Source organism: Aliiglaciecola sp. CAU 1673, assembly GCF_029223185.1.
Classification (GTDB): domain Bacteria; phylum Pseudomonadota; class Gammaproteobacteria; order Enterobacterales; family Alteromonadaceae; genus Bowmanella.
Genome location: NZ_JARHUG010000005.1, coordinates 207509 through 220901 on the forward strand (window position 1 = coordinate 207509; position 13393 = coordinate 220901).

Here is a 13393-nt window from a genome sequence, read left to right on the forward strand (position 1 = left end):
ACTCTATCTCAACTGACATACTTTAAGCCTCTTACAATTTGTTCAGAGGTTGGAATTGCTGCGCCAAAGCTCGGTATTGACGCTCCAAGGTTTTTTTGTCCATCCGGCAATGCCTATAAACCCGCTCCAAAGGCTTTTTATCTGACTTTCCACCAAGTAATGCGGCAAGATCATGAGGTGCAACTCTGTTTGCTAAATCAAAATAGTGGCCGGCGAAATGCCTGTGATGAAGCTGCCGACTGATCAGTTGCAAGGCGTAACAGATGGCCTCTGTCTCAATGACTTTATTCGGGAGATCATGGAACAGCAACACCGGTAATCTTTCGGGTAGGGGGCAAAAGGCGTCCGTCAGGGCTTGCCAGCCACTATAGATTCCAGCTTTGTCTTCGCTTTTCACCGCCCAGGGTATTTCTGCTGTTTTCATGCCTAATCCATTGGCATGCAATTGCTTTACATTGCAGCGGTACTTGAAGCTATTGGTTAACTCGAACAGAGGTTTTGCCAGCGGGTGGATAAAGCTGGCGGCATGGATATCCTTGGCCGCCAGCCAGGTAATTTCGGGGAGTTTTTGGCTCATATCGTGGTCCCTCACGCGGTGGTTGATGGGCCAGATATTTGCACATAAATCCCCAAAACGACCGGAAGCGACTAACAAAAAAGAGCCTACAGCCCTTGTAAATCGATACTTTCCGTTGAATTTAGTGGCAAATATTGTCGAAAGAATATTGGGATTTCGTTAGAGCGAAGGCCCCCTCATTTACGCCATGGCGTAACTTCCTTAATATTACGCCACAACGTAAATTCGATGTAAGGCACAAAGATGAATATTACCCGCCCCGATCAACTCGGCAATGCCATCAGAGTGCACCGAAAAAAGATAGGTGTAACCCAAAAACAAGTGTCCGAGCGTGTCAGCATGCGCATTGCCACGGTTTCAGATTTTGAAAACAACACCGAGTCATCGAAGCTGGAGACGCTGTTCAAAATCTTGGCAGCACTTGATTTGCAACTTGAAGTCAAACGCCGTGGTGACAGTCGAGATCAGGCATGGGATGAGAGCTGGTAGACCTCAATATTTTTAATAAGTAATGAGTGGGTTTAATGACGTTAAGGGTGCACAAATGACGAGTCTGAAACAGCAAGATACGTTAGTAGATGATTTGGCTCGGGGCTTTCATCCATCCCTGCATGAAAGATTGCATTGGTGTGAAGTAAGTACTGCAATGCTTGGCTAGCGTACTTACTTCCTCTGATTTTGGTAGTCCTCAGCACCTGCTGCCATTCTGGGTGTAAAAAATAAAGGCGCCCTAAGCCACATGGATAGTGGGTATAGCGATCAACGGTCTTCTGGCAAAACCTGATTTTCAAACTCTCCCTTACACGCCACATTGAGCGATGTTGCTCAACATTTCCAACATCAACTTCCAGCAACCATAAGTCAGGATGGACCAGCCTATCCATTATTTTAAGGAATTTATGTAGATGTGTTGGTTCAATAAATTTTATGTAAGCGTGGCTAGCCAAGACATTGTTCAACACGTATCCCATGCACCAGGTAAGCTCAGTTCTACGCTTGATAAAGTGATATTCAAAAGCGCTTTGCATGCTGCTAAGAACAGCAACTTCCGCTTTGCTTGCTGGGCCCGGTGGACAAAGTGCATTTGAGTTTGCGGGAAAAAGTCGGCTTTGTTTCTTTTTTGTGATGAACATGCTTTTGATGGATGAGGCCATCTCTATCCATCTATCGACCAGCCTTGGGTCGGTCGGTACCCTTTTACAAATTTCTTGAATTGGATGTCCTTTATCTCTCAACTGCAAGACTTTAATGCAAAGCTCAATATCTATGGATTCAGTGCTGGTTGCGACAGGCTTTACGCCTAGTCTACGTCTGTCCTTCTCGGCACTGTTAATGATGGCGGTGTTTAGTTTTGCTCTGATGTAAGGCATCACATCGTCTATATTGAGACAGTTATTCTTATCTACCAAAGCTCGGAGAGGGCGAATCTTTCGCTCGGAAATCACGCACAAGTTTTGCCAAAAATTTAGTGATTTGTGGATATCAGCGTTATCCACATATTGGTGGAGTAGCACGTCTACAGCATGTGAGTATGAGGCTAATGTCACGTCCGGCGTGAGGTGCCCCATCATTCCAGAGACCTCCCAAAGCCGATTGCTCGAGTGCTTCCCTCCAATCATTTTACGCATTGTTTTCGCATGACTCAGGTCATACGGAGTAAGTGTCCGAATAAGCTTCTCGCTGCCAAACAGCGTAAGCATCAGGTTGGTTGAGAAACTGTGACGAAGCTGATGCAGGGGAGCCTCAATAAATAAACAGGCTTTAATGCTGGGTGAGAAAAGATCATTGATATCCTGCTCTGCATAAGGAATCTGCTCCAACTGACTTTTGCTAAAAAGCAGTGCCCCCTTGTTGTTATCGCAGAACAACATTCTGCGTTTCAGATATTCATTGAAAAGTTGTTTTTCAGTTGAGGCAAGCAAAAGTCCCAAGTCGATGCGTCTGCGGGAAGTCGTCGTTTTGTTCTTGCCATATTGGTTTGAACAAACGAATAACCAGTCCCCCGTAGGCTCAATGTCACAGAGCCTCAGTTTGTAGAGCTCCTTTGGCCGAAGCCCTGTTCTCATCGCGAGTATGAGGAGGAGGTCGACACCGCGCCGAATCATACAAGGCTCTCTTGAAAGTATTTGCTGAATATCGGCACGGGTCTGCTGGAATATTCTTTCAGGTACCACTAAAGAGCGAACGTACTTCCGCTTTTTTATCAGCTCTGACTCAAAATCCGCAGGAGGCGCCATATTAAAACGCAAAACTGCAAATTCGATTAGATCATGCAACCTCAGTACCTTTTGAATAGTCAGGTTCTTAATATTGCTTTTGATGTCGTTTTGCAGAGCCTCAACTTCATCCGAGTCCAGTTCTAGCAACGACAAATTGATGGTTTTGCGTAGCCACACCTCCCCTATCTCTTGCATGTATTTCTTCGGCGTTGCAGTACTTTTCCAACGTTTGGATATGAGTTTGTCTATCATGCGACTCGCGAGGATTCTCACCGACACTGGGGAATCAACGCCCAAAAGGGCTTCCAAGCGTTCTGCAATTTTTTGTTGCCAGTTATTGTCTTGGGTTATTGTGGGGTCAGTGATTAGAGCTTTGTTGATGTGAGAAATCCAAGCACTTGCCTCGTCCATGCTTCCCCAGTCAATGCTCTCCTGGCTATCATTAAACCCGAGCAAAAAGTTTTGACCAGTGTGCTTGGTACTGAATGCATTTGTGCGGAATGCTTGTTTGGTTTTTAGCCCCAGATAATATTGAAAGCACTGCAGTGGCATTGACGCTGCATGTTTTGCTCCACGCGCATAACTAACTAGAAAAGTGGGAAGGTTTTTGTTCCGTGCCAAAAGCATTGCCGCTGCGGCCTTACAAAAACGCTCAAAACTTGGAAGTTTCTTTAGCCCTGTGCGCCCCCATAAATCTGTAATAAGTTGCCATAAATCCTGCTCTTGGATTAGATCTTGTTCGGCTGCTGGCTCTTGATGACGCAAATAAGCGCTTATGGCACAAAGTGTTAGTTTGTCCGGGAAGAATCTGAGCAAAGTAACACGTTCACCATTTTGGTTATGATTCAGTGCAGCCCAACCGGCTCGAAACTCCAACTCAACATGGAGCCAACTATCGCTCTGCAGCAAGGGGCGTTTTGCCGTGCGCAGCTGATTAATCAAAGCTGTGACCCCCTCCTTATGACACAGGCCACCATGAATGGCTGCAAAAACAGCAACCAATGCCGCGCGATCATGTCTGTTGCAAATGTAACTGGGAGTTGTTGAACCAAGATCAGCGATTAAGACGGCATAAAAATCTGATAACAGGCGTGCATCACGCTCCATATCTGACGTTATTGCATGGGGAATAGCCTTTGCCAATTCACTTACCTTTCAGTGGGTTGGCAAGCAAAGGTATCCCCAACTCATCGACAGTTTGCTTCTCGATGAAGTGGGCAATATTTATTAGAGCAGCCCTTGAAACACTGCTAAATTGCCCGTGTGAACTATCCAGCTTCGATTCATGATTCATAAAATGATCGATTATGTCTGGAGGATACTTTGCGTTTTCCAGCTTCGTTCTTAGGAGATGCCGGTTCCAGTTCAGGGGCATGGGGTAGTAGTGAACAAAGAGTTCACGTAAACGCTGAAGGTCGTTATTGGCAGAGCTATTTCTTTCCCCCAAAAATGTAAACAAGTCAGCATTCCCGCTTAGTTTCGCCTTGATAACCTGGTATTGCTCGGGCTCTCTAAATCGAAGGTATCGACTCAGCACTTCCAGAAAATCTAAGTATTGCTTAAGTTGCGTTTGTCCTTTTGGGGGCAAGTATACATGGCGTCTGGACGCATCCCCCTTGTCTTTTATTGCCACAAAACCGGTTGATAAGTCGAAGTTGGTGATTGGCCCGAAAAATTTGTTGGTAGGCCGCAGTCCAGTCAGCAGCATCAGTATTAACAAACAATAGGCACAAAAATAATCGTGTAGAAGGTCCAAGTGACGTGGCGCGCGCTTTGCGCGGCCAACAATTTTTGCCGTATCACGGTAAAAGTTGCTGACTTGAGTATCAATGGGAACGCGATTACTACCCCAAAATAGTTTCGCCTCTATCTCCGGCAAAGATGGTTCTTCTATCCCTGTTCCCTTGTATAAACATTGCCAATACTGCCGCAGCTTTTCGAGTAATACGTTGTTGCTCAGACGGGTATAGTAGATTCCGGCGTGATAACCGATAGGCTTTCCAGATATTGCTGCATAAACGACTTCAGATATACCAAACTGCACACACCAAACATGAAAATGATGTCGGATTCTGGCTAGCGATAACCTCGTGTTGTAGGACCTATTTATCTTCGAAAGGTACCTTTGTAGCGATTCTTCTGTTGGCTGACACTCCCTTTCCAACCTCCGCAATTTCTGCAAAGAGCCGGTAACTTCAATTGCTATCAACGTCGCTCCCTGGGAAAAAGAGTCATGCGTGAAAGAGCTTATTGTTGAGAGAGTTTTTTGGTTCTGAAGCTGCCAACTTGAGAAAAAAACTCCATGCCCTTGCAGCGGTAGTGCAGGGGAACTCCGCTTAAAATCAATTGCCGGATCAAGTAACTGTTCAATGCTTCGACCGGTCAAAAGTGAAGATAAAAGTAGGGCATGTTCAGTTCTGGAAATATCTTCAGAGCAAACCTGTATTAACTTACAAATGTCGTATGTGGTCAGCAGTTCATAGTCACCATAAAGCCGTTTTTGTCTTCTGGCCATATGATGTTTACTGACAGATGTACGACCTTGTTCAGGGGACAATTTACCCTAATGCTCCATAAATTTTTCAGGCTTTCTGGGCTAGATTTTTAATGTGTGTTTCAACCTGAGACCGGGTTCTCTCTGTAAAGTGGCAGCACAAAGATCTAGCCGAACGCCCCTCAAGATCAGCCGAAAGTTTCTTGGCAAACTTCGTTGAGATTTTTTCGAAAAGTTCTTCAACATGCGCCAATACGGTAGTGTTGCTCAATGACAATGAGACCAATTGCGTGGCGTATCCCCATGCAATTCGGTCTACTGTTCCCATCGAAATATATCCAGGTATCTCACAGAGGATGGCATCAAATTGCTCCCGCTTTGTCCTTCTTTGGGGGAGCAATGGCAACCAATTAGCGAACACTTCGTAGCGAGACTTGTCTTCGCTCTTCACTACCATAGGCAGCACAAACGCCCCATCATCAATCAGATCGGTCAGGGTCAATTTATCGAGTAGGAAGCGCAATTCCTGAGTGAAAAGGAATGCATCTCTTGCCTCTGAGGAGATAACAATATCCGCCGCATTGACGTTTATTATCCCCACCGGTTTCCATTCCATATTCACCTCTTGCGCACTTTACAACCGCCCTTAACTACCCAAAGAATCACGCTTCTTTAGCGTCGCCACGCTCAGTTAATGTAGATTTTTCTGCATTATTTTGTGACCATTTCTGTGACCATGCCAAAGTGAAAGTTGCTTGCTGGCGTTAACTGGCCTCATAACACAAAGACTATATGCTGTTGATTTATCTATCAATATCATTTAACGACGAAATGAGTAAATTGAAAACTTTTAGAAGGGGCGCCCTCCGGAGGCCAAGTTATAGGTTCGATCCCTATCGAGAGCGCCATTAAGACTAATCTATCCCCTGACTGTTAGGACTATTCCTGGCCCGTTTCTCTATCCAGAGATTTTGCCCATCTCACTCTCGAATCTAAGTTTATCTTTTCCTTTTAGCAGCCCGTTACTGGCCGATGTGCAGCAATAGCTCTGCGCTGGGCATGGTATGTTGGCATATTCGCAAGTCATATGACCCGCGGCACTTCTTTTCATGACCCCAAGGCGGATAGCCTGATAACTGACATTACTATCCGGGGGAACATTATGAAAGATGCCGCTGATACGCGAAAACTTACCTATATTTATTTGGCTGCTACCTTGCTGGCCATCACCCTAACCACCCAGTTAGGGTCGCTCTTTAATATTATCCCTATCGTTTTGTTGGGCGTGATCAGTCCGTTGTTGCTGGCCATTGCTTTTAGCTTTTACGAAGGTCGCTGGGCGGCAGTAAAGTCCTTTTTGGGTCATCCTCAAGGTTTCCAGTTTAATGTGCTGGCGTTTTGCCTGGCGCTGTTTTTACCCTTTGCCTTAATGATATTCAGTATCGCCCTGGATACCGGAAAATGGGTATTGCCAGCGTTTTCCATCATGCCGGGGAAACTGCCTATTTTATTGATATTAATGACGGGCGAGGAATATGGCTGGCGTCGGTATGCTTTTGCACGCTTGTCATCCCACTATAGTTTTATGATGTCGGCACTGTTAGTGTCTGTTATATGGCTTTTCTGGCACTATCCAGGCCATCTTGTTGGCATGGGAACGCCCGATGAACTGTCATTTGGCTTGTTTGCCTTGATGTTAGTCCCCGCCAGTTTGTTGATAGCCTACCTTTATCATTGGACCAAAAATGTCTACCTGGTTATTTTGGCTCATGTGTCTTCTAATATGGCCTTTAATACCTTGCCCTTTCTGCCAGAGATCACCGGCAATAACACCGCTTTTCTTATCTACAGCGGACTATTATGGTTACTGGCATTACCCTTATTGTTGAATAAAAAGCTTTGGTGTAGATGATATGACGGACGCTTTGCCTGTTGTTTCCCGCTGGGTGAAGCTTTGCATCCTTGGCTTAATCCTTGGCGGCGGATATTTTGTCGCCATGGGGCTCAAAGGGAGCGGCCAGTGGTGGCTGGCAACAACCTGGTTGTTGTTAACCTTGCTCAGTACACTGATGACAGGCTCCTATGTCAGTAAGGGCCATCAAGCAATATGGGCATTGCTTCTTGTGCTTGTCACCTTAATGACGGTCCAGATTCATCAGCATCTGACCATGCTTTATCTGGTGGTGTGTTTACTGGCGATTGAAACCCAGCCAAAACCGACAGCCATGTTTTGGGTTAGCCTAAGCATAGCGAGTGTGTTTGGCACCGAATTGTTTTATTCACCTTCGCCTTCAAGTGTTCAGGATGCCATCGTCAACGGTTTACTGGTGTTGTTTATCAGTGGTTTTGCTTTTCTGAGGAGCGAGGCGGAACAGGGTAGACAAAAGAACCGTCAGTTGCTGGATGAATTGGAAGATAAAAACCTGCAACTGGCATCCTTTATTGCCGAGCATGAGCGGCAATCTAGGCTGCAAGAAAGACAACATTTATCTCGTGAATTACATGACACTTTGGGTCACAGACTGACCACGTCTATTGTGCAACTTGAAGCCGCCGAAAAATACCTGGATCTCGAACCACAAAGAGTAAAGAGCATTCTGCCGACTGTGCGAAGTGTTCTAAAAGACGGCTTGGCTGAAACCCGCAATATCGTGCGCCTACTGGACCAGGATAAATTCGGTAGGCAGTCACTTGAGGACCTAGTCAGGCCGATGGTCAGTGCGTTTAAATCGGCCACAGGCCTGACTATTGATTTGCAACTCACTTGCGACAGCTCATGCATGTCCGATCAACGCAAAGTCCATGTGCTTCGTATAGTGCAAGAGGCGATGACCAATATTAGCCGTCACGCCAATGCCACTTCGGCTAACATCAACATTAGCTCTGTCAAAGCCGGGAGCGCCATCGAGGTTTTGGTGGAAGACAATGGTGTGCGTCTAGATAATTTCCAGGGGCAACCTTTACCCTGCGTGAAATCCATCGAAAGTCGGGTCGCTGAACTGAATGGTGAACTGACTTTTACCCGGGAAGACGGCGTCACCAGGCTTAGAGTCTTAGTCCCAGCGGGGATATGAGGAAAAGAGAGTGTCAATTAAGGTGATGTTGGTGGATGACCAGCAATTGATGCGTGATGGCATTAAAATGTTGCTGGATCTGGAGACGGATATTGAGCTGATTGCAGAGGCTGGTGATGGGCATGAAGCAGTCAGACTCTACCAGGAGTGCGCACCCGATGTGGTATTGATGGATATTGAGATGCCAGGCATGAATGGGATTGATGCGACACGCCAGATTAAGACCCTGGATGCGGGCGCGAAGGTGATGGTATTGACTACCTTTGGCCAGCAGGAATATCTCAGCAATGCCCTATTGGCCGGTGCCCAGGGCTTTTTGTTAAAGGCCGTATCGGCAGAAGAGTTGTCACAGTCAATTCGCAAAATCAGTCAGGGAAAGGCCGTTTTGGATAGCCAGTCGACTGAAATGCTGATGGAGAGCTATCGGGCCTTGTCTGAGAACAATGAAACCAATGTGAAGCCGTTTCTGACAGTCAGGGAAGAGCAAATTCTGAAACTATTGGCGAAGAATACAAGTAATCGCGATATTGCCGATAAACTGGCACTAGCCAAGGGCACAGTAAAGAATTACGTTACACAAATCCTGGAAAAACTGCAGGCGCCGGATCGTTATCAGGCTGTGCGCGTCGCCAAAGAACAGAAGCTGATCGATTAAGTATGGTTTCGGCGCTTCCTAATCAAAACAACAGATTAGCACAGTATTCAAAGGGCTTTTACGCCTGATGGGTTTTTCCGAGAAAAGCGAGAACACATTTTCAGCTTCAGCATTGCCATCATAGTGACCTTTACCCTGGAACTAACATAAAGTCTTAATTTGTTCTGCAACAGTGGCCTGAGCCCTACTGCCTTGTAGGGGAACTACCCGATTCATTGTCTTCAACATAAAAAAACCCGCATCAGCGGGCTTTTCTTAGTCTTTTGGCGGCTGCCGACTATGGTAAAGCTAATTCAGTTACCTTGGCGCCTCAGCCACGATCGGCTGCATCTGACTGTCGTAACGCTTGCGTTCTGCCTGACCATTTTGCTGGTAGCTGAATTCAAGGGCTGCCGCCCCACCAAGCATGGGACTTTCCTGAAGTTGTCCGTTTTGCCCAAGTGATTTCAGCCAGGCAAAGGCCGTCCCAGTGGGGTTATACTGAAAATTCAAATGACTGAGCAATTCGCCCTGCTCGTTATAGGTCTTGTGATCGGTCTGGTTACCGTGGCTATCATAGCTCATGGCATGCTCATAAACGCCCCAGCTGAAGGTTACTTGCTTACCATGGCGGTCGAAACCGCGAAGACCAATCTTGTTGCCTCTGGCGTCATACAGGTGCTCACCCAAATGCACCATTGGGTCATTTCCCTCCACCGGATTACCGTCTTTGTCATACACCTGCCAGCGGATAAAGTTGCCAGCCAAATCATAGGTAATGCGGTCGATACCTGCTCCGCTGTCATTGTTGGTAGGCTGGCCATTGATCCCAAGATTACGCATAAAAGCCAGCTTGCCGTCCTTGTCGTACTCCAACTCTATCTCATGGAATTGAAAGTCCGGTCGAATAGTCTTTTGCTCACCATCCAGGCCAAAGCGCTTCTCTCTAATCAGGCGATCACCGGCTACCTGCCACTCGTATCTGTGCACGCCCCACTCGCTTTCACTGGGCTTGCCGTCTTTGTCAAAAAACGCCAAAGCAGTGCGTTGCCCTTCTTGGTTGAGTTTGTATTCAGCCCGGAAAACCTTACCATGGGTTTCGATTTGGTTACCGTTGGCATCAAAGTAAGTATGTACTTCCTTACCTGGTGAATAGGCGATCTTGACCATAGGCGCAAACCAGATAAAGCTGTCCCATACCTGATTGTTGCGGATCAACTTATCGCCCAATTGATAGGCAATCTGCGTCACCCGACCTTTGTCGTCGTACTGAAATTCGTAATGGGCAACGTTAGGGTTGTTAGTCTCCGCCATGGCATGAATTCCACGATAGCTGGCGTAGGGGGTTTCTCTAAACATCAGATGGCCAAAATATTGCTCCTTGGCCATGACACCGATACTAATTAGCGTACTTGATAGCAATCCAGCGGCTAGTAGGCTTTTTCTGATAAAATGTCTGTTCATTCTGCTCTCCGGCATTGTTACAAAAGCAGCTCCAGACTATTTCCGTGCTTGACGGCGTTTGTAAATATGGGTGGAGAATTACGGCTACGAGCACCAGCAACAAGAATATGGGTAAATCTTTATGGAGTTTTACAGGTTGATGCAGCTACTGCCTTATAAGGCCACAAACACTGTTGGACATTTTTGATGAATCAGACTCTGCTGGGCGTTATCTATCTGATCGCTTTTAGCCACGCGGCGATGCTGGCATTCGTGCTTTGGCGACGCACCCAAGCCAGCGAGCCAGGCCGTGTATTGTCATTGGTGATGATGGTGGTGGCCTATAAACTATTTGAAGCGGGCATGCTGTATACCGGACTTTACCACGCAGTGCCGCATCTGCTGGATTTGCTGCCTGGCGAAGTGCTGTTGATTGGTCCACTGATTTATTTTTATGCCCTTCAATGCGGCGGCAATCAAACCCAAGCTCGGCTACCCCGATGGCTGCACTTTTCTCCGGCTATGGCCTTATGGCTCTATCAGCTACCTGGCATATTTCGCAATGCAGAAGCAAAAGTTGCAATGTGGGATGGCGTTCTGGACTCTTCTGGCACGGTCAGCCTGCCTTGGATGATTGTGGGCCTGTTATTTCTGATCAAAATTCACCTTGCCAGTTATCTTTGGGCCAGTTGGTGCGAGCTCAAAACCTTACGTCAGGCTGCGCAGCAGTTGCGAGCCGATGCCACCCCCATATTCACCACCCAACTTGCAATGTTGGTAATGACGTTTCTAGGTCTGGAAGTGCTGTGGGTAGTACTGTTCTGTGCCCAACAGTTTTTTGCTGTGGGCACTTTAGCCATGGTCAGTGATATCTGGCTTTTGTTGTTGTCCTTGGTGTTACTGACACTTGGGTATATTGCTTTGCAACACCCTCACTTTGTATTCACCCGTGAAGAGCGAGTGCTGTTGCAGTCGCAGAAACAGCAAAGCAATCAATCTGACTCCAATATTAAATACTTCCATTCCAGCTTATCAGAAACGGCCGCAAACGAAATTGCCAAGCAAATTGAAAATTGTCTGGGGGAACATAAATTGTATCTTAATGACAAGCTTACCCTGAGTGATTTGGCAGCTGTGCTGGAGCTGAGAAGTCACATCTTGTCGCAGGTAATAAACCAACAGATGCATTCCAATTTCTACAAACTCATCAATGGCTATCGAGTGCAACATGCCATCGGCTTAATAGAAGACAAAAAATTGAGTTGGTCATTGGAACGTATTGCTTTGGAATCAGGTTTCAGTAACCGCGTAACCTTTAGCAAAGCGTTTAAGGAAATCACCGGCGGCACTGCATCGGATTATAAGAAGCAGGTGCGGGAGGCAAGCTAATTTATAGCGAACCAGCCCGATATTGGCTGCCTTTCCCACTATTGAGAAGGCAGCCAAATCCTTATTTTAAGCGCCGAATATTCTGGGCGCCAGCCACAGGGAAGCCGCAGTTACCAAGACAATGCTCAGTAAGTTCAAGATAAATCCCGCTTTTGCCATCTGCCCAATGGTGATGTGACCAGATGAAAACACAATAGCGTTGGGCGGTGTCGCTACCGGTAACATAAAGGCACAACTGGCAGCCAATGCCACCGGCACCGTCAGACTCATCGGCATACCGCCGATTTCAAGGGCGATAGCTGCTACAACGGGCAAAAAGGTAGCCGCAGTTGCCAGATTGCTGGTCATTTCAGTTAGAAAGATCACCATGGCAGTCGCACTCAATACCAGCACCAACACGCCAAAACTGTTTAAATGGACCAGACTTTGCCCCAGCCATTGTGCCAAACCGGTGCTGGAAACTGCGGCAGCCAGGCTTAATCCCCCGCCAAACAGGAGCAAAATCCCCCAGGGGATATCCCGCATATCATCCCAGTTCATCAGGGTGTCCGAGACCGTATTGCCATCCCGGACGACAAACAAAGAGACGGCCGCCAGCATGGCAATACCCGCATCTGAAAGCCCGTCCAGTTGCAGCCACTGTTCCAGAAGCGGACGCATCATCCAGGCCAGCGCTACCAATGAAAAAATAACGCCTACACGCCATTCAGCCGGACTGACCGCCCCCAATGCACTACGCTGCTGCATCAGTTTAACCTTGGCTTCCTGGGGTGTTTTGAAATTCACCGGGTAGATCCAGCAAGTCAACAACCACCAAGTAAGCGGCAGCAGGATGACTGCCAGAGGCACACCAAGGGCCATCCATTGGGCGAAACCAATCTCCATGCCAAAGGTTTCGCTCATAAAGCCGGCCAAAAAGGCATTAGGTGGTGTCCCCACCAGGGTTGTCATGCCACCAATCGTCGCTGCATATGCGATGCCAAGCAGCAAAGACAATTGAAAATGCTTACGCGCCTTCGGGGTAGCTTGCTCTTCACTCAGATCCAAGGTGGATATGATGGACAAGGCAATGGGCAGCAGCATCATCGTAGTAGAGGTGTTGGTCATCCACATACTGAGTAAGGCACTGACCAGCATAAAACCCAATACAATCGAGCGTGCGCCTTGACTGACAAAGGATAAAATCAAATACGCGATACGCCTGTGCAAACCGCTTTTTTGCATTGCCGCAGCTAATACAAAACCACCCAGAAACAAGTAGATAGTTGGATTGGCGTAGGGGGCAGCGGCTGATTTCATGTCCACAATGCCCAAGGGCGCAAAGCACACCAAAGGAATTAAGGCGGTAACCGCTACGGGTATGGCTTCAAAAGACCACCAAATGGCCATCCAAATGCCAATGGCGGCCGTTGCCCAACCTGCCTGCCCCAATGCTTCCGGCGCCGGTATGCACAGCATAAGCAAGGCGATCAAGGGTCCTGCAATCAAAGACCAAGGCCTGTAAGTTGCATTGACCTCTGTATCTTGCCCTTTCCCGGAGGTGAATTGTTGACTCACTTCTGC

Annotated in this window: 11 protein-coding genes; 5 read left to right on the top strand and 6 right to left on the bottom strand. The window is 47.2% G+C overall.

What is annotated here, in order from left to right; all coding sequences use genetic code 11:
• Window positions 1-31: 31 nt before the first annotated feature.
• Window positions 32-577: a hypothetical protein gene (locus tag P2G88_RS06725; RefSeq protein ID WP_275795029.1), complete on the bottom strand. Its 546-nt coding sequence runs from the start codon at window positions 575-577 to the stop codon at window positions 32-34.
• Between the two features lie 243 nt (window positions 578-820).
• On the opposite strand from P2G88_RS06725, the gene P2G88_RS06730 reads away from it, so the two are divergent.
• A complete protein-coding gene (locus P2G88_RS06730; protein ID WP_275795030.1) occupies window positions 821-1066 on the top strand; it encodes a helix-turn-helix domain-containing protein in 246 nt (81 codons plus the stop codon).
• Between the two features lie 41 nt (window positions 1067-1107).
• Here P2G88_RS06730 and P2G88_RS06735 read toward each other — a convergent pair whose 3' ends face one another.
• From P2G88_RS06735 to P2G88_RS06745, 3 genes are all read right to left on the bottom strand, one after another.
• Entirely contained in the window at window positions 1108-3939 is a 2832-nt protein-coding gene (locus tag P2G88_RS06735; protein WP_275795032.1) for a tyrosine-type recombinase/integrase, read from the bottom strand.
• A gap of 1 nt (window position 3940) precedes the next feature.
• Window positions 3941-5311: a hypothetical protein gene (locus tag P2G88_RS06740; protein ID WP_275795033.1), complete on the bottom strand. Its 1371-nt coding sequence runs from the start codon at window positions 5309-5311 to the stop codon at window positions 3941-3943.
• Window positions 5312-5378: 67 nt separating this feature from the next.
• The gene (locus P2G88_RS06745; protein ID WP_275795034.1) at window positions 5379-5906 is read right to left on the bottom strand and encodes a hypothetical protein; all 528 of its coding nucleotides are present in this window, start codon (window positions 5904-5906) and stop codon (window positions 5379-5381) included.
• A gap of 546 nt (window positions 5907-6452) precedes the next feature.
• On the opposite strand from P2G88_RS06745, the gene P2G88_RS06750 reads away from it, so the two are divergent.
• From P2G88_RS06750 to P2G88_RS06760, 3 genes are read left to right on the top strand one after another with little or no spacing between them, the layout of a single operon-like run.
• The gene (locus P2G88_RS06750) at window positions 6453-7202 is read left to right on the top strand and encodes a CPBP family intramembrane glutamic endopeptidase (protein WP_275795035.1); all 750 of its coding nucleotides are present in this window, start codon (window positions 6453-6455) and stop codon (window positions 7200-7202) included.
• Between the two features lies 1 nt (window position 7203).
• The gene (locus P2G88_RS06755) at window positions 7204-8364 is read left to right on the top strand and encodes a histidine kinase (RefSeq protein ID WP_275795036.1); all 1161 of its coding nucleotides are present in this window, start codon (window positions 7204-7206) and stop codon (window positions 8362-8364) included.
• Window positions 8365-8374: 10 nt separating this feature from the next.
• Window positions 8375-9019, top strand: a complete 645-nt coding sequence (locus P2G88_RS06760; protein ID WP_275795037.1) for a response regulator transcription factor — start codon at window positions 8375-8377, stop codon at window positions 9017-9019.
• A 297-nt stretch (window positions 9020-9316) separates the two neighbouring features.
• Here the strand turns inward: P2G88_RS06760 and P2G88_RS06765 are convergent, their stop codons facing one another.
• A complete protein-coding gene (locus tag P2G88_RS06765; protein WP_275795038.1) occupies window positions 9317-10462 on the bottom strand; it encodes a hypothetical protein in 1146 nt (381 codons plus the stop codon).
• 186 nt (window positions 10463-10648) lie between these two features.
• Here P2G88_RS06765 and P2G88_RS06770 point away from each other — a divergent pair, with 186 nt between their 5' ends.
• The gene (locus tag P2G88_RS06770) at window positions 10649-11830 is read left to right on the top strand and encodes a helix-turn-helix domain-containing protein (protein ID WP_275795039.1); all 1182 of its coding nucleotides are present in this window, start codon (window positions 10649-10651) and stop codon (window positions 11828-11830) included.
• Window positions 11831-11896: 66 nt separating this feature from the next.
• Here the strand turns inward: P2G88_RS06770 and P2G88_RS06775 are convergent, their stop codons facing one another.
• Window positions 11897-13387 carry an SLC13 family permease gene (locus P2G88_RS06775; RefSeq protein ID WP_275795040.1) on the bottom strand — a complete coding sequence of 497 codons (1491 nt, stop codon included), beginning with the start codon at window positions 13385-13387 and terminating at the stop codon, window positions 11897-11899.
• Between the last annotated feature and the right edge of the window lie 6 nt (window positions 13388-13393).